The organism is Amedibacillus sp. YH-ame6, assembly GCF_053848845.1.
The window spans coordinates 78,686-95,757 of the sequence record NZ_JBSPEZ010000007.1 but is presented as its reverse complement, the minus strand read 5'-3'; the positions used below and the strand labels follow the sequence as shown (position 1 = coordinate 95,757).

Sequence of the window (17,072 nt, the reverse complement as noted above, 5' to 3'; positions counted from 1 at the left end):
TTTACATATATTTTTTTAACCATGTTCCTTTTCTATAGTATAGAAACAACCATAAGGAACTTGCAAACCATGTAATAGGCCACCCCATAAATACAACATTGATATTATGGAAGATAGGTACAGATGTTAAAATCCATAACATTCTCAATCCACACCAACACGTTACCATAACAATCATCGGTATGGTAGTAACACCAGCCCCACGAATGATTCCATTGAAGGAATGTGAAACAGCTAGGAAGATATAGAATGGAGCCAATATATACATCATACGTAATCCATAATTGATAACACGTGCATCATTAGAGAAGATGGATAAGACGTATGGTCCAAGAATCAGTAACAAGGCACTAATTATAACCGTTGTAATAACACTCATAATAATCCCAGTCTTTGCGCCTTTTTTTACACGATCAAATTTCTTAGCACCGATGTTTTGCCCTGTAAAGGTTGTAAATGCCATAGAGAAACTCATAACAGGAAGGATGGCAAAGCCATCTATTTTTGTATAAGAGCCACATCCCGCCATCGCAAGAGACCCAAATGCATTAATATTGCTTTGTACGATAACATTTGAAAACGATACAATCGCATTTTGTATACCACTTGGTAATCCAATGCGTATAATCTCAACCATCATATCTTTATGACATTTAATATCTTTCAATCGTAATTGATAATCTTGTTTTGTTCTACATAATAAGATCACCACAAGTACTGCACTTATGGTTTGGGAAATCAACGTTGCCCAAGCAGCACCTTCAATTCCCATATGGAAGTAAACAACAAATACAATATCTAATATGACGTTGGTAACTGAGGAGATGATTAAGAAATATAAGGGATTCTTAGAATCACCCACAGCTCGTAAAATACCACTTCCCATGTTATATATCATCACAGACAATACTCCTAAAAAGTATATCCTTAAATATAGTACAGAATTTGCCATAACATCACTTGGTGTTCCAACCCACTCTAAAATATAGGGGGAAAGAAATACACCGATAACAGTTAAAGCTAGTCCAGATATGATCGTTAAACTCATAGACGTATGGACGGCATCTTGTACCATATCTTTATTACGAGCACCGAAGTATCTGGAAATGATAACTCCCGCTCCCACACTAATACCCATAAAGAAGCTTACGAGCAAGTTAATAATAGGGGCACTAGATCCTACTGCCGCAAGGGCATGGGCTCCTAGGTTTTGTCCAACAACGATGGAATCCACCGCATTGTACATCTGTTGAAAAAGGTTTCCCAATAACAATGGTACGGAAAACAACAACAATTCTTTCCAAATGACTCCCTCAGTCATCAGCCCTCTGTTTTTCTTTAACGCTTGTTCCTTCAATTCAATCACCTTAATTCTTGTTTATAATTATAGCGCGATTTAAAAGGAAAAGAAATGATTACCTGAAAAGAATGCATATTAGTTCCTACATTTGACTAAGGTATTTGTTATAATGTGTATAATAGTGAAAGAAAGGATGTATTTGTATGGAACATTTCATCAATATACATAAGGAATTATGTATTGGGTGTGCAGCTTGTGTAAAAGATTGTCCACAAGCCAATATAGAAATAAAAGAACAGTGTGCTATTATTGTAGATCAAGATTGTATGAAGTCGGGAGTTTGACAGCTAAAATTCAAATAAATTTGTATATAGCCTATAAGCAAAGGCTTTTTTTGTATAAATTTTGTCAAATTTGTTGTAATTATATATCGTAATATATTGTAATATGTAACGATATATGGTATAATAGAGTTAGGTGATAATTGTGCGTGTAACTACTTCTAAATCTAAAAACTCTGAGTCCTTCTATATTAACTATGCTTTTATTGATAAAAATGGGAAAAGCACTTCTAAAACATTTAAAAAACTTGGCACTTTGGCTGAGCTCTCCACTATGCTTAACACTGATCGTGATGGTGTTATGTTATGGGCGAAAGAGCAAGCTCTTATTGCCACTGAAATCTATAAGAAAGAAAATGAGACTATTTCTGTTCCTTTCGCACCCAATAAAACCATCGAAAAAGATATTCAAAGAAATTATAATTGTGGTTACCTTTTCCTTCAATCTATCTATTCTGACCTTCGCTTTGACAATATCATTCGCAATATCAAAGTACGCCATGATTTTGATTATAATTTAGATTCCATTCTATCCGATTTAATTTATTCTCGTATTCTTCATCCATCCAGTAAGAAAAGTTCTTATTCATTTGCACAATCTCTTCTTGAACAGCCTAAATATCAATTACATGACGTATATCGTGCTTTATCGATTTTAGCGGAAGAATCTGATTATATTCAATCGGAGGTATATCGTAATAGTAATTTTATTCATAAGCGTAATACTAAAGTCCTTTATTACGATTGTACAAACTATTATTTTGAAATTGAACAAGAGGATGGCGATAAAAAATACGGTAAGAGCAAGGAAAATCGTCCAAACCCTATCATAGGTATGGGACTGTTTATGGATGCGGATGGGTTCCCTCTCGCCTTTGACCTTCACCCTGGTAATCAAAACGAGCAGACAACTTTAAGACCACTCGAGCAGAACGTAATTCGCGATTTTGACTGTTCAGAATTTGTTTACTGCTCAGATAGTGGATTAGCATCTAAAAACAATAAGCTTTTTAATAGCACTGGTGGAAGATCATTCGTCATAACGCAATCCTTAAAGAAACTTAAACAAAGCGATCGAGAAATAGCGCTTAACCCAACGCAATATAGGAAAATTGGTAGCAACAAGTTCATCGATTTAAGGGATCTAGATGAAAGTGATCCAGAAATACATGAATCTATTTATTACAAAGAGATTCCTTTGGATTCGAAAATCACAAATGAAACATTAATCGTTACATACTCTCCTAAGTATAAAGCGTATCAAGCAAAAATTAGAGAAGGACAAATTGAAAGAGCCAAAGCAATGGTGGAAACAAAAGGAAAGCTGAAAAAGACACATCGTAATCCTAATGACCCAGCAAGATTCGTTACTAGTACCTCTACAACAGCTTACGGTGAAGTGGCTGATATTGAATATAAAACATTAAATCAGGAAGCCATTGATAAAGAAGCCATGTATGATGGATTTTATGGTGTCACCACAAACTTAGATAGTGACATAGCAGAAATCATCGCAATCAATAAACGTAGGTGGCAAATCGAAGAATGTTTTAGAATTATGAAAACAGACTTTGAAGCAAGACCAGTATACTTACAGAGAGAAGACAGAATCAAAGCCCACTTCTTAATCTGTTTCTTGTCTCTACTTATTTATAGATTATTAGAATCAAAATTAGAGAATAAATATACAGTAGAACGAACATTAAATACATTAAGAGAAATGAATTTATGTTCAGTAGAGGGATATGGTTATATTCCTACATATAAAAGAACGGATTTAACAGATAAATTACACGATATATTTGATTTCCATACAGATACACAAATTATCAAAAAAGCTAAGATGAGAAATATTATTCGTAAGACAAAAGAAAGATAAAATATTACTATATATCGCTGCATAACAGAAAACCTCAAAATATCCTTTAAACAAGGCATTATTTGAGGTTTTTTTGTCTTCTAGCTGTCAAAGATGGGATTATAGCGCGATTTAAAAGGAAAAGAAATGATTACCTGAAAAGAATGCATATTAGTTCCTACATTTGACTAAGGTATTTGTTATAATGTGTATAATAGTGAAAGAAAGGATGTATTTGTATGGAACATTTCATCAATATACATAAGGAATTATGTATTGGGTGTGCAGCTTGTGTAAAAGATTGTCCACAAGCCAATATAGAAATAAAAGAACAGTGTGCTATTATTGTAGATCAAGATTGTATGAAGTGTGGGCACTGTGTGTCTATATGTCCAAAGAATGCAGTAGAAATAGAAGGCTTTGATCTAAGTCAAATCGTAGAACGCAATGCACAACCTCCACTAGAAAGGGATGTGCTACTGCATGCCATAAAAAGTAGAAGAAGTATACGACAGTTTAAGAAGAAAAAAATCGATGAACAAGTACTGAACTATATCATTGAAGCAGGGAGGTTTACACCCACTGCCAAGAATGCGCAGGGTGTATCTTATATTATCGTACAAAACGAGATTCAAGAAGTAGAGGCACTTGCTGTAAAACTACTACGTAAATTATGGCCATTTGCTTCCTTATATAGTAAGAGCGCAAAACATATGACACCTGATGCACATTTTTTCTTTAAACAAGCACCAGTCGCCATACTTGTAGTTGCAAAAGGAAGCTTTAAGAAAGTGGATGGTTCTTTAGCTGCTTCCAATATGGCATGGATGGCGGAAGCTCAAGGACTTGGTGTATTGTATAGTGGATTTTTTACGATCGCAAGTAATATGTCATTCGTTTTGCGAAAGAAATTGGGACTACAACGAAAAGAAAAAGTGATTATGACCTTAGTTTTAGGAGAATCAAATGTAAACTATCCTAGAAGTGCGCCTAAAAAGCCTGCTAAGGTACGTTATTTATAGGGGATATGAATTTCATTTCTTTGAAACTAAGAATGGAAATTATATGTCTTTGTTTCAAACTATACGATGAGTAGTCATGGAGGGAAAACTATTTCATAGAATAATCATGGATCTAGTAGATAATTGAATTGTATTAAAAATGTAAAGAAATAAAATTTCACAAATGAGAAATTTAAAGAAAATATTATAATCGTCTTAGATCGTTTTTAGTAAAGGTAGAAGATAACTGGGAGGACAACATGGATTTTGGCAATTTTTTGATAGATAGTATCCAAATGAAATATGATGAACAAAGATGTAATGAATATCCTTTTAATGTTCCACTGATTAAAAATTTCAGAAATCTTGAATTTAGAAAAAGGGTTACTATTTTATTGGGTGAAAACGGTATTGGAAAATCTACACTATTAGAAGCTTTGGCGGTAAATCGAGGATTCAATTCAGAGGGTGGTGGACGAGACTATAACTTTATGACATATGATGAAACTTTTATGCTTAGTGATTATTTGACAGTTCATAGAACACCTGAAAAAATGAAAACTGGTTTCTTTTTAAGAACTGAAACGATGTATAACCTCAATACTAAATTATTTGAATACTATGAAGATGAGGTAATAAAGGTGAATAATCATTTACATTCACATGGTGAAAGTATTTTAGAAGTGATTAAGATGTATTTCCAAGAAGATGGATTTTACATAATGGATGAACCCGAGTCTGCCTTGTCTCCTTCATCATTATTTGCACTTATTAACATAATACATGAATTAAGTGAAGCAAAGAACTGTCAGTTTTTAATAGCGACTCATTCACCTATTTTAGCTGGGTATCCTTTGGCTGATTTAATCGAGGTAGATGAAGATGGTATAATGAATAGGATAAAATACGAAGAAAGTAATTTATATCTTTTATATAGTAGATATATTAAAGATAAGGCATTTAGATCGAGTCTCTATGTTAACGATAACATAGAGGAGTGACGTTGGTTGAAAATTTAAAATAGCTTTATATTATGAATTTACTTTATTGCTAATGTTATAGAGAAAAACTCTTTAACTTCGAATCTCAATTCCAGATTAAATAGATATTATTGATTACTTGTTTATTTGAATATGGGTGCGCGAAAGTAAATTGCTTTCGTTCGATAGAATCAATTTTATCTATCTTTATCTTACGTTATTTATAGGGAATATCAGGAGAAACCACGAAATGAAAAAAAATCTTTACAAGTAGACAAGTGCAGTGATATAATCTATAAACGGGTAGATTTTCTACTCCCCGCTCTATGTAGACATAGGGCCATAGACCAAGAGGAGGTGTACAGTATGAAAAAATATGAAATTATGTACATCGTGAACGCATCTTTAGATGATGCAAGTCGCACAAGTGTGATGGATGGTTTACACAAAATCCTAACTGACCGTGATGGTTCAATTGATAAAATTGATGACATGGGTGTGAAAGAGTTCGCGTATGAAATTAATGACATGAACAAAGGTTATTACGTTGTTATTAACGTAACAGCTAACAACGAAGGAATTGCAGAATTCGAACGTTTAGCTCGTATTAACCAGAACGTTGTTCGTTATATGATTATCAAAACAGAAGCAGAAAAATAAGTTTAGGAAGGAAGAAAGACTATGATCAATCGTGTTGTATTAGTTGGAAGAATGACGAAAGATCCAGTATTGCGTAAAACCGCATCTGGTGCGAGCGTAGTATCATTTACGGTTGCATGCGATCGTCGTGTGAAAACAGAAGGACAGCCAACAGCTGACTTCATCAATACCGTTGCTTGGAATAAAACAGCAGATATCGTTGCACAATATACTCATAAAGGTTCTTTAGTTGGCGTAGAAGGTAGAATCCAGACACGTAGCTATGATGACCAAAGTGGAAAACGTGTGTATATCACAGAAGTGGTAGCCGATTCTGTTCAGTTCTTAGAATCTAAGAATGCTTCCGCAGGAAATGCAAATGCATATGTTCCTGAAGACACATTCAATCAGAGCCAAGGATACCAAAGCGATGACAGTGCTTCACAGTCTTACTCCAGTGATTTTGCGAGCAGCGATACATTAGATATCGCCAGCGATGATTTACCATTCTAAATGGTAGAAAGGAGATTTTACAATGGCATTTAAAAAACAACGTATGGGACGTAAAAAAGTATGTTACTTTACGAAAAATAAAATTGAAACAATCGACTACAAAGATATTGAATTATTGAAAAGATTTATTTCCGCAAATGGAAAAATCATTCCAAGACGTGTTACAGGAACACGTGCGAAATATCAACGTATGTTAGCTACTGCGATCAAACGTGCTCGTCAGATGGCTTTATTGCCTTACGTAAGCGAATAATCGTGATAACCTCCATCTGTAACCAGGTGGAGGTTTTTGTATAAGAAAGGAGATGTTTATATGAATCAACAAACTAGAAGAATCACGGAAGGAGCTATGATGGTAGCTTTGGTTGGTGTGATGTTATTTGTAAATCGACAATTTGCGAATATGATGGAATTCTTTCTGTATTGGATCTTAACATTTCCTATTCTTATCTATACAGCAAAGTATGGAATAAAATCAGGAATTACAACAGCGGTTTGTATGTTGTTGTTGAGTTTGATGATTTCATCACCAACCACTATATTTTATCTATTTTGTTGTATTGTTGTGGGGCTTGTATATGGAGAGGGAAATCGTAGACAATGGAAGAATGGAGTTCTTCTAATATGGAGTGGGATAGTTACCTTTGTATCCTATATTATTACGACGATGATATTGGCAAGCATCTTTGGATATAATCCGAAAGAAGATATGGAAATGGTACGCATGTTACTAGAGTTTTTACATGTGAATTTAGGAAGTGTTTCCTTAGCTCAAATCATTCCAATGATTGTACTTTTGAGTGCTGTATTGATGAGCGTTCTTCAGACCATTTGTATACATTTAATCTCAAAGATATTAATGACACGTTTGAAAATAGAAACCTTACCAATGAAGTCCATGTTTGATATCCATGTTTCAAAAGTATGGGGAATCATAATTATTATCATTTGGGTGCTATTTTTAGGTAGAAATGTGCTAAAATTAAACCAAGAACTTTCTACTTTGATAGTTGCGTTATTTCTATGTGCATTTGTATTTGCGATAGGATATGGAGCACTTACTTGTATGATGAAAGCCATTGTGATGAAGAAGCGAGGAATTGTTTTTTTGATTATGATTGGAATCTTTATTCGATACGTACAGGATGGAATCGCAATTGTTGGAATATTAGATATGCTGTTTTCTTTAAGAGAACGGATGAAACGAGGTGTCATACGTGGATAAGTTAGAGAATTTTAAGATTCAGGTTGCGATTATTGTGCTTGCGGAAATTGCGGCTGTCGTAGTTATGTATATGGCAAATATAGAAGGAGTCAAGATTTCACCGATGGTTATCCTTCTACTTTTCAATATCCTAATTTTTATTTGGATTATTACCAAATATGAAAAAGATAAAATGCAGAGATATGTAGATATCTCTAGAATTCTTGGACATGATGCAAAAGATGCATTGATGTTTGGAGAGATTGGAATCATTACGTATGATGAACAATATAATGTTACTTGGGTAAATGATTTTATCATGCAAAGAAAGATTGATATCGTTGGGAAGAAAGTTACTTCCTGGATTACAGATATATCCAATTTGTTTCAAGGGGATGTAGATGTTATTTCAGCGAAAAGTGAAGAGTATGTGTATGAAATTACACGTAAAGAGAATGCACAGGTGTTGTATATACGTGATGTAACGCAACTTGCTAATTTGAAAGAACAATATGAACAAGATGGTGTCGTGGCTGGTTTGATTCAGTTAGACAACTATATGGAAATACAACAATATGAAGATGAGAGTACTATGGCAACCATTAACATGCAACTTCGTCAGCCAGTTATTGAATGGGCAGGACGTTATGGTATGTTTATTCGTCGTTTAAGAAGTGATCGATTCTTAGTAATCTTCAATGAATCTATCTATGAAGATGTAGTAAAGGATAAGTTTGATATTTTGAATACGATTCGTAAAAATGCAGAAGAGATTGATGTACAAATTACCTTGAGTATGTCCTTTGCGCGTGGTACGGATGATTTCCAGTTGCTAGATGATATGGTCAATGATTTATTAGAGTTGGCTCAAAGTCGTGGTGGAGATCAGGTTGCTGTGAAGAAGTATGGCGAAAGTGTGAAGTATTATGGTGGAAGTAGTGAGTCACGTGAGAAACGTAGTAAAGTACGTGTGCGTGTCATGTCTCAGGCAATCAAAGAAGCCATTTCAGAAGTCAACCGTGTATTTGTGGTAGGACATCAGACGATGGACTTTGACTGTATGGGAAGTGCTTTATGTATGTCTCGTTTAGCATATGCTTATGGTAAAGAATGTTATGTAGTGAGTAAGAGCGGTGGTATTGAACCACAACTACAAGAAGCATTGGATGGATATGGAGAAAAGATTACCTTACGCCATAACTTTATAAGTGATGAAGAAGCAAGTAAAATGATGGAAGAGACGGATTTATTGATTGCGGTGGATCATCATAATCCTAAACAATCAGGAGCTCCACTTACTTTAAGTGAAGCAAACCGTGTCATCGTAATTGACCATCATCGAAGAAGTGAAGATTTTATCACCAATCCTTTATTGGTATATGTGGAATCAAGTGCTAGTTCGGCTTGTGAATTGGTAACTGAATTCTTACCATACCAAAGCAATAAAGTAGATATAAGTGAAGAAGAAGCAACGTTGATGTATGTAGGTATCCTTGTGGATACCAATCGTTTCAAAATGCGTACGGGAAGTCGTACATTTGAATCTGCAGCTTATTTGAAAAACTTAGGTGTAGATCCAATTATCGCTGAGAATATGTTGAAAGAAGATTTCGATGATTTTGAAGCGAAGACGGCAATTATGAAATACGCTAGAAGGTATAACAACGGATTGATTATAGCGGCAGTAAGTGGAAATGAACGATGTAATCGTACCCTGATGTCGCAGGCTGCGGATACCCTGTTAAGTATTAAAGATGTAGAAGCAAGCTTTGTCATCTCTGCTTTAAAAGAAGGTAGCATTGCGGTGTCTGCACGTAGTAAAGGAACGATCAATGTACAAGTTATTATGGAAAAGATGCATGGTGGAGGACACTTTAGTGCCGCCGCTTTACAACGTGAAAATACAACCGTGATGGAAGTAGAGAATGAATTAAAAGAAAAGATACGCGAATATTTAGACGAAATAAAGGAGGATTCAAACAATGAAAGTAATCTTGTTAAGTGATGTTAAAAAAGTAGGTAAAAAAGGGGATATCGTAGATGTATCTGATGGATACGCAAGAAATTTCCTTTTGAATAAAAATCTTGGAGTATTAGCAACCAAGAAAAGTATGGAAATCTTAGATGAAGAAAATGCACAACATGCAGCAGAAGAAAAACAAAAAGAAGTAGATGCACAAGCATTAAAAACAAAATTAGAATCAATTACCCTAGAATTCCATGTAAAAGCAGGAGATGGTGGACGTGTGTTTGGCGGAGTATCCACAAAACAAATCGTGGAACAACTTCGTGAAAAACATGGTCTTAAAGTAGATAAACGTAAAGTTATTGATACAGGAACGATTGCCTCTTTAGGGTATAGCAATGTAAAAATCGATTTATATAAAGGTAAGGTTATTGGTGTTATTAAAGTTCACGTCATTGGATAGGAGAGATTGGTATGAGTAGAGAATTACCACATAGTAATGAAGCAGAACAATCTATATTAGGTGCGATGATGATTTATCCCAATGTTGCCTCTATCGTTTATGATCAAGGACTTGGGGCAAAGGATTTCTATTTAGATATTCATCAACGGATATTTAGTGCTATGATGGATATTGGAGAATCTGGAAAACCAGTGGATGTGACAACCCTTGTATCACGTTTACAAGATACAGAACAGTTGAATTTAGTTGGTGGTGCAGATTACATTATCAAACTAAGTGATACTGCTATATCTAGTGCAAATAGCACATATTATATAGAGATTATAAAGAGTCGTGCACATTTACGACATTTAATAGAAACAGCAGAATTGATTGCGGAAGATGGATTTGATACAGCAAGTGATTTAGATGAAGTTATGGATAAGGCAGAACGTGAAATATTAAAAGTCACAAGAAGCCGTAGAGCAACAGATTTCAAATCTAGTCGTGATGTATTATCTACTGTTATGCAAGAATTGATTAAACTACGTAGTAGTGATAATCATGTAACAGGTATTAAAACAGGATACAATGATTTAGATAGAATTACCAACGGTTTTCAACGTGGTGATTTGATCATCTTAGCAGCTCGTCCAGCCATGGGGAAAACCGCATTCGCGCTAAACTTAGCGCTGAATGCAAGCTTCTACAACCCAGGCGCGATTGCTATATTTTCTCTAGAAATGCCTGCGGAGGCATTGATGAAACGTATTTTAAGTGCGAAGTCCTCCGTGCAATCCAATAAGTTAAGAAGTGGAAATATTGATGATAATGAATTTAATAAATTGAATGAGTCTGCCAATGAATTGATGGCGACCAAACTGTTTGTGGATGATAGTTCCAATATCAAAATTAGTGAAGTGTTCTCAAAATGTCGTAAGCTTCGTTCGGAGCATGGACTTGATTTAGTTGTCATTGACTACTTACAGTTGATTAGTGGTAGTGGCAAAGGCGGTGGAGATAATCGTCAACAGGAAATCTCTGAAATCTCTCGTTCTTTAAAAGGACTTGCCAGAGAGATGGAGTGTCCTGTAATCGCCTTATCTCAGCTATCTCGTTCGGTAGAAAGTAGACCAGATAAGCATCCAATGTTATCGGATTTACGTGAATCTGGAGCGATCGAGCAGGATGCCGATATTGTTATGTTCTTGTACCGTGATGAGTATTACAACAAAGAAGAAACACCAGAAGAAAATGCAACGGATAAAACCGATGTAGATATCGCAAAACATCGTAATGGGGCAACAGGTAGAATAGAACTGGCATTCCAGAAATCTATTTCAGCCTTCTTTAACATTGCTCGTGGCGATTATTAGAAAGGATTGTAATACATGAAGTTTGCTCTTTTGGCGAGTGGATCTGCTGGCAACTGTTGCGTCATTAAACATAACGATAGCAGCATTGTCATCGATTGTGGCTCAACAAAAAAATATTTAATGGAATGTTTTGGGCGCATGGAATACGATCCAGCAAGTGCGGATGCGATTCTCATTACCCATACGCATAGTGATCATGTGGCACAAATGAAAACATTTGAACATATTCCAACCTATGCAACACAAGAAATAAAAACTAAGAATTTGAAGAATATAGAACCCTTTGAGGAATTTGATATCCAAGACTTTCATATCACCGTGTTGCCATTGAGTCATGACTGTGAAGGAACCGTTGGCTATATCATTGAAGCAGAAGGTGAGAAAATGGTCTATGTTACAGATACTGGTTATGTAAAAGATGAAGTAAAGCAGCGCATAGTAAATGCGGATTACTACATATTTGAAAGCAATCATGATATTGAAATGCTCATGCAAACCAATCGTCCTGTGTATTTAAAACAGCGGATCATTGGAGATACAGGCCATCTTTGTAATGAAGATTGTGCAAATATTATAACGGATGCCATGGGTGAAAATACCAAAGAGATTATCCTAGCTCATATTTCAAGAGAAGGAAATACAAGGGATTTAGCTCTAGAGGCATTGGAAAAACAACTTGCTAAAAAGAAGATTGATGCGGAAAATATCGTACGATATCCTGCAGAACAATTTGGCATGTATGTAGGTGGAAATAAAAAGTAGAACGAATTGGATTTTTCCAAACTGTTCTACTTTCTTTTCTTATTTCGAAAATGCTGCCGCAAACCATGTTGCCAAGAAGATAAATAATGCGATTACACATATATCAATAACAAGAGGAATGATTAGGCGTTCCTTTTTACAGAGTTGAATTGTTTGCATAAAGGATTGCTTTGTCCAATTGAAGTTTTTATAAAGTGTAAGGGCGAATAAGATTGCTGCAGGGTAATTGAACATGATAAGTTGTGCGAACGCATAGATTGTACTACGCAATTTGAATTGTGCAATGTTTGCAGGGGATGTGATTTCATCAAGTGCTTTACGAGTACGTAACCACATGAAGAAGTTCATGAAGCAAATAAAGAATCCTGCCGTTAAAATCGGAGTTTTCACGATCAATTCTTGATATCCAAGATTTGTTTGCATCATGAGCAAGAAGATGAAAACCATATATAGTACAGGGAATATAAGGCACATGAAACGCGCGAATTTATAAAATTTGAAATTCTTATTTTTAAAATACATATCTACTTTATTTGGTTTCATTGTGATAATCCCCTTTCAATGGGTCATTCAAGTACTCACAGCCTTCTAAAACGAAGAAGCCATTTTCTACGATTGGAGTAATTGTACCATCATAATGATGCGCACGCAAGGATTGAATTTCATCATATGGGATGGTTAAATCGTAGTGTATACCTGTATAAGCTTTGGTTACATCTTCATGACGTGCGATACTAAATTCATTATCTTTCGCAACTAATTCTTTTCCTGAATGAACAGAATAGATGCTGTTGTCTTCAGACCAAGCAAAGCACGTATCTCCGATTGCCATATGGGGACCTAGTTTTTCAAATATGAGGGTGTGTAATTTATATAAGATTCCATTTTCCTTCGCTTTTACATAGGCAAAGGTATTGGTACCAAGGGCAAATTCTCCCATAGGTAGAGTGTCGCGATGATGAAAGATGACATCCTGTATCAATTCATCATTTTTCTTAGGGTCATCGAAGTTTTGACAACTTGCTTTTTTTACGAAGCCGTCTTCAAATTCCATACGAATATCTTCAAATGCAATTTTAGAAATACGTGCTTTACGAATATGTAATAAACCATTCGTTCCAAGTAATTGAGGACTCGTGAATACTTCTCCTATGGGAATATTGATATCGGCTCCACAGTTGGAGAAGTTGCTTTGATGTACAGGGTCTTTAAGTTTTGGTAGTTTTACTTTAATGTAAGTTTCATTCTTATTAGAACCTATTATTTCCACAAAGTCACTTTGATCAAATACATCGATTAAGAGTTCTTGGATAGCTTCATGTTTTGTTGGGTCCATAAGATTGATTTCCATAACATCTTGGAATATCTTTTCATAGTTATCCTCACAGATTTCACGGGTTGGATACGCCATTCCCGTAAAGCTTATTTCTCCTTTAGGAACGTATGTTTCAAAGATGATTTTTGTATCCATTTCATATTGTTTGACCAATTTGTTTTGTAGCTCATTCATATGAGCAGCGCTTTCTTTTGTTGTTGTGTCTAACTTGTTTTGACCAAAGGAAACCATGATAATATTTCCTAAGTACGTATGTAAGGCATCTGTATAGAGTTCGCATACTTCTTGATATGCACTTTTTTTATGTGACATATAAGCATCATCACAGAACAAAGCCTCTTCTTGGCGATGATCGAATAAGACTTGTGGGTCTATATCTTTGTACACTAGTTGGGCAATACATCCTTCTTGGTGATCTTCTTGTAGTAGCTTAAGAATAGTAGCTCCCACTTTTTCTAATCCTACGATTAAGACAACGCGTGAACAATCACGGTTTGTCTTTTTCTTATTTCTAACATGAAATCCTTTTTGATAAGCACGCACCATTTTTTCAGCTAATTGAAGAATTTCATGTTCCTCTTTCTTTTGTATCAGTTGTGCAAGTTCAACTTCAGCATTGCTAATATAAATTCCATAACGGAAGATGTAACGTAAATCTTCTAGGTCTACTTCCTGTAGTAGTTTTGTGGTGAAGTTGTTGGTTGTATAGTTTTGTTGGAAGTCTTGTGCTAATGTGTTATGTAAATCATTTTGTACGGCATCCTTTAAGAATTCAGTAGGATTATCAAAGATATGTTTTTTCATGATATCTACATAACGTACAATTTGTTCTATGTGTTTGATATTTCGTTGGAAGATAGAGGGCATCATCATTTGCACTTGATAATACAACCAAGTACAAATAGGCGCAAGTTCCTTAGGTAATAAACTAGCGGTATACGCAGGGTTTGCATAAGAAGTATCATAGCACTGTTGTACTTCTTGATACCAAGCATGATTATCTTGTAGTAGTTCTTCAAAGCTATGTTCCTTAAAGTAAGAATCCTGTAAGGTTTTAGAAAAAGATAATCGCTTTTCTAATTGGTTTGTTAATGAATCTAGATATGCTTGTATTGCGTTATTTTGTAGTTGCATAAGATGTCCTCACTTTCTATAAATGAAAAATCTCCTTACGGAGACCTTTCTTATTCCCAATCTATGATCTCTTTGATCTTTGTTGTAATTTGGATTACTTGTGTACCATATATGATCTGTAGAGATTTTTTACGTCGAACGATTCCAATTGCACTTAAGTTGGAAGTCCATTCTTCATCTGTTGCGCACTTTTCTACTTCTTTTAATTCTACACGTAAACGAGTGGCACAGTTGGTAATGTTTTCGATGTTTTCTTTACCACCAAGAGCTTCTAAGATACGTTGTGGTAAATCATCACTAATTTCAATTTTAACGAATTCATCAGATCCGATTTTTTCTGCTTCTTGTTTCTCTTTGTAATCTTTTTTAGAATATAATGCAAAGTCTTCTCTTCCATCACGACCTGGAGTTTTGATATCCCATTTTTCAATTGCCCATTTAAAGATGAAATAGAACACGATGAAGAAAATTGGAATCAAGAATACAAGTGGCCATGCATGTACTTTTTGTGGCTGTAGCAAGTTTGGAAATAAGTTTCTAAAGCTTGCGCCAATAATAGATACATTCAATGCTTCACATAGTACATACCCTAACGCTGTTAATGGTGCATATACTAAGAAGAACAATGCTGGTGCAACAAATAGGAAGGTATATTCAATTGGTTCTGTAATACCGATTGCAAATGCAGTTACAACAGCAGGAACTAAAATAGAAGCTGCTTTTTTTCTATTTTCCTTAAATGCTGTTTTATACATTGCATAGGTAATACCAGGTAAAGCACCAAAGTGAACTAAGATACGACCTGTTTCGAAGTTTCTTGTAATATATCCCATGGAATCAGGATCACCTAATTGCGCATACATAATGTTGGTAACACCTTGATATAGTTGTCCACCAATTTCCATTGTACCACCCATACTTGTATACTGTACAGGAATTAAGTGATGTAAACCAAATGGAAGTAACGCTTTATCTAAGAATCCAATAGCGAATGTTCCAAATAAACCAGAACCTGTTAACATATTTGTTCCAGAAGAAATTACGCTAGATAGAATTGGCCATCCGAAATACATGATGATACCAACTGGAATTGCAAATATAAACATCATGATGATAGCGAAACGTGGACCAGAGAAGAAAGACAGTGAAGGTCTTAACTTCTGTTGGTAGAAGCGATTGTGAATCACACTTGCCAAGAAAGCTGTGATATACGCTCCAAAGATAGAACTATCATATGTAAAGATTCCCAAGAATGTGGTATATAGAGCTGCCTTCATGGATGCATTATCCAAACTCATACCAGACGATACGAAGGCTTCTACGGTTGTTGTTTCAGGTGTGATACCGTTCACTGCAAATAAAGATGAAATTACTTGGTTCATAGCGATAAAGAATACAACAGCACCAAACGCTGCCCATCCTTTCTCACGTTTAGCTAGTGAGAATGTAATTGCGACTGTAAAGAACAGTGGCAAGAAACGCATAACCATAAACCCTAAATCATTAATAAGTTTAAAGAAACTGTGAATCAAATTTCCTTCAACTATAATTCCCCCAAGACCCAAAGCCTGCACATTATTGATATTGTAGAACGCGGAACCAATACCAATAAAGAACCCGGCAACAACCATTACTATGATTGGTGTCATCATCGCGCCGGCAAATACTTGTATTTTATCTTTCATTGTTACACTCCTTTTCTTAACTTTATTTTATCATGATGACAGAAAGTGCTAAGCATTGTAATTATTTAAAAGTTCCCTAACAATGTGGTAAAAATTAAACAATTAAAACGCTTTCATTGTAAGAATTATGAAGGATAACAATATTTTATCATACTACTCCAAAGATATATAGCTATCTCGTTTACAGAAAAAAAGGCATGCTTATTCAGCGCACCCACACCATATATAGAACCATAACGAAATTGATTATTTCATATGTGCATGTTTTGTATCAACTGCAGATGTAAATAGTTTATATGCCAGATAGGCAGGTATAGCCGCAACAACTAATCCGACAGCGGATAACAGTATATTCATCGTTTCCATAACTCACATCTCCTTTTTACATCTATATCATAACGTATAAGAAGTTAAGGTGCTGTTAACGAAATAAGGACCATGTTAATTTTACATAAATATTCCAATAAAAAATTCATGAGCATATCAAAAGACAAAGCGCTTACATTTGTGTTAGCCTAGAGTTACAAAGTGATAT

General features: G+C 35.1%; 16 protein-coding genes. 12 read left to right on the top strand and 4 right to left on the bottom strand.

All coding sequences use genetic code 11. The features are described from left to right. Position 1: 1 nt before the first annotated feature. Entirely contained in the window at positions 2–1,321 is a 1,320-nt protein-coding gene (locus ACWG0P_RS06850; RefSeq protein ID WP_455790805.1) for an MATE family efflux transporter, read from the bottom strand. 182 nt (positions 1,322–1,503) lie between these two features. Here ACWG0P_RS06850 and ACWG0P_RS06845 point away from each other — a divergent pair, with 182 nt between their 5' ends. The 12 genes from ACWG0P_RS06845 (at position 1,504) to ACWG0P_RS06790 (ending at position 12,382) form a co-directional block, all read left to right on the top strand. Further along, positions 1,504–1,644, top strand: coding sequence for a 4Fe-4S binding protein (locus ACWG0P_RS06845; protein WP_455801080.1), 141 nt, complete (start codon positions 1,504–1,506; stop codon positions 1,642–1,644). A 142-nt stretch (positions 1,645–1,786) separates the two neighbouring features. Continuing rightward, positions 1,787–3,520, top strand: coding sequence for an IS1634 family transposase (locus tag ACWG0P_RS06840; RefSeq protein WP_455801079.1), 1,734 nt, complete (start codon positions 1,787–1,789; stop codon positions 3,518–3,520). 218 nt (positions 3,521–3,738) lie between these two features. Next, on the top strand, positions 3,739–4,521 hold the full coding sequence (locus ACWG0P_RS06835) for a nitroreductase family protein (protein ID WP_455801078.1): 783 nt from the start codon (positions 3,739–3,741) through the stop codon (positions 4,519–4,521). Positions 4,522–4,760: 239 nt separating this feature from the next. Further along, complete coding sequence (locus ACWG0P_RS06830; protein ID WP_455801077.1) at positions 4,761–5,501, top strand: AAA family ATPase; 741 nt, start codon at positions 4,761–4,763, stop codon at positions 5,499–5,501. Positions 5,502–5,846: 345 nt separating this feature from the next. After that, positions 5,847–6,140 carry a 30S ribosomal protein S6 gene (gene rpsF / locus ACWG0P_RS06825; protein WP_455790716.1) on the top strand — a complete coding sequence of 98 codons (294 nt, stop codon included), beginning with the start codon at positions 5,847–5,849 and terminating at the stop codon, positions 6,138–6,140. Between the two features lie 21 nt (positions 6,141–6,161). Continuing rightward, the gene (ssb, locus tag ACWG0P_RS06820) at positions 6,162–6,632 is read left to right on the top strand and encodes a single-stranded DNA-binding protein (RefSeq protein WP_455801076.1); all 471 of its coding nucleotides are present in this window, start codon (positions 6,162–6,164) and stop codon (positions 6,630–6,632) included. A 22-nt stretch (positions 6,633–6,654) separates the two neighbouring features. Next, complete coding sequence (rpsR, locus tag ACWG0P_RS06815) at positions 6,655–6,885, top strand: 30S ribosomal protein S18 (protein ID WP_455790720.1); 231 nt, start codon at positions 6,655–6,657, stop codon at positions 6,883–6,885. A 60-nt stretch (positions 6,886–6,945) separates the two neighbouring features. Further along, the gene (locus ACWG0P_RS06810) at positions 6,946–7,857 is read left to right on the top strand and encodes a DUF2232 domain-containing protein (RefSeq protein ID WP_455801075.1); all 912 of its coding nucleotides are present in this window, start codon (positions 6,946–6,948) and stop codon (positions 7,855–7,857) included. Next, a complete protein-coding gene (locus tag ACWG0P_RS06805; protein ID WP_455801074.1) occupies positions 7,850–9,841 on the top strand; it encodes a GGDEF domain-containing protein in 1,992 nt (663 codons plus the stop codon). Before ACWG0P_RS06810 ends, ACWG0P_RS06805 begins: the two co-directional genes overlap by 8 nt. Beyond that, positions 9,819–10,265: a 50S ribosomal protein L9 gene (rplI, locus tag ACWG0P_RS06800; protein WP_455790740.1), complete on the top strand. Its 447-nt coding sequence runs from the start codon at positions 9,819–9,821 to the stop codon at positions 10,263–10,265. Before ACWG0P_RS06805 ends, rplI begins: the two co-directional genes overlap by 23 nt. Before the next feature lie 11 nt (positions 10,266–10,276). Further along, the gene (gene dnaB / locus ACWG0P_RS06795; protein ID WP_455790741.1) at positions 10,277–11,620 is read left to right on the top strand and encodes a replicative DNA helicase; all 1,344 of its coding nucleotides are present in this window, start codon (positions 10,277–10,279) and stop codon (positions 11,618–11,620) included. Between the two features lie 15 nt (positions 11,621–11,635). Beyond that, on the top strand, positions 11,636–12,382 hold the full coding sequence (locus tag ACWG0P_RS06790) for an MBL fold metallo-hydrolase (protein WP_455790743.1): 747 nt from the start codon (positions 11,636–11,638) through the stop codon (positions 12,380–12,382). A 39-nt stretch (positions 12,383–12,421) separates the two neighbouring features. Here ACWG0P_RS06790 and ACWG0P_RS06785 read toward each other — a convergent pair whose 3' ends face one another. The 3 genes from ACWG0P_RS06785 to ACWG0P_RS06775 all read right to left on the bottom strand — a co-directional run bounded on the left by ACWG0P_RS06785 (position 12,422) and on the right by ACWG0P_RS06775 (position 16,537). Continuing rightward, positions 12,422–12,808 (bottom strand): hypothetical protein, encoded by a 387-nt coding sequence (locus ACWG0P_RS06785; protein ID WP_455801073.1) that lies wholly within the window; start codon positions 12,806–12,808, stop codon positions 12,422–12,424. A gap of 103 nt (positions 12,809–12,911) precedes the next feature. Next, positions 12,912–14,852: an aminopeptidase gene (locus ACWG0P_RS06780; protein WP_455801072.1), complete on the bottom strand. Its 1,941-nt coding sequence runs from the start codon at positions 14,850–14,852 to the stop codon at positions 12,912–12,914. Between the two features lie 50 nt (positions 14,853–14,902). Beyond that, positions 14,903–16,537, bottom strand: coding sequence for a PTS transporter subunit EIIC (locus ACWG0P_RS06775; RefSeq protein WP_455801071.1), 1,635 nt, complete (start codon positions 16,535–16,537; stop codon positions 14,903–14,905). Positions 16,538–17,072: the final 535 nt, after the last annotated feature.

Excerpts from the sequence above, each read along its gene's own strand:
- ACWG0P_RS06850 (WP_455790805.1), bottom strand. The coding sequence starts at position 1,321 with ATGACTGAGGGAGTCATTTGGAAAGAATTGTTGTTGTTTTCCGTACCA.
- ACWG0P_RS06845 (WP_455801080.1), top strand. The coding sequence starts at position 1,504 with ATGGAACATTTCATCAATATACATAAGGAATTATGTATTGGGTGTGCA.
- ACWG0P_RS06835 (WP_455801078.1), top strand. The coding sequence starts at position 3,739 with ATGGAACATTTCATCAATATACATAAGGAATTATGTATTGGGTGTGCA.
- ACWG0P_RS06830 (WP_455801077.1), top strand. The coding sequence starts at position 4,761 with ATGGATTTTGGCAATTTTTTGATAGATAGTATCCAAATGAAATATGAT.
- rpsF (WP_455790716.1), top strand. The coding sequence starts at position 5,847 with ATGAAAAAATATGAAATTATGTACATCGTGAACGCATCTTTAGATGAT.
- ssb (WP_455801076.1), top strand. The coding sequence starts at position 6,162 with ATGATCAATCGTGTTGTATTAGTTGGAAGAATGACGAAAGATCCAGTA.
- rpsR (WP_455790720.1), top strand. The coding sequence starts at position 6,655 with ATGGCATTTAAAAAACAACGTATGGGACGTAAAAAAGTATGTTACTTT.
- ACWG0P_RS06810 (WP_455801075.1), top strand. The coding sequence starts at position 6,946 with ATGAATCAACAAACTAGAAGAATCACGGAAGGAGCTATGATGGTAGCT.
- rplI (WP_455790740.1), top strand. The coding sequence starts at position 9,819 with ATGAAAGTAATCTTGTTAAGTGATGTTAAAAAAGTAGGTAAAAAAGGG.
- dnaB (WP_455790741.1), top strand. The coding sequence starts at position 10,277 with ATGAGTAGAGAATTACCACATAGTAATGAAGCAGAACAATCTATATTA.
- ACWG0P_RS06790 (WP_455790743.1), top strand. The coding sequence starts at position 11,636 with ATGAAGTTTGCTCTTTTGGCGAGTGGATCTGCTGGCAACTGTTGCGTC.
- ACWG0P_RS06785 (WP_455801073.1), bottom strand. The coding sequence starts at position 12,808 with ATGATGCAAACAAATCTTGGATATCAAGAATTGATCGTGAAAACTCCG.
- ACWG0P_RS06780 (WP_455801072.1), bottom strand. The coding sequence starts at position 14,852 with ATGCAACTACAAAATAACGCAATACAAGCATATCTAGATTCATTAACA.
- ACWG0P_RS06775 (WP_455801071.1), bottom strand. The coding sequence starts at position 16,537 with ATGAAAGATAAAATACAAGTATTTGCCGGCGCGATGATGACACCAATC.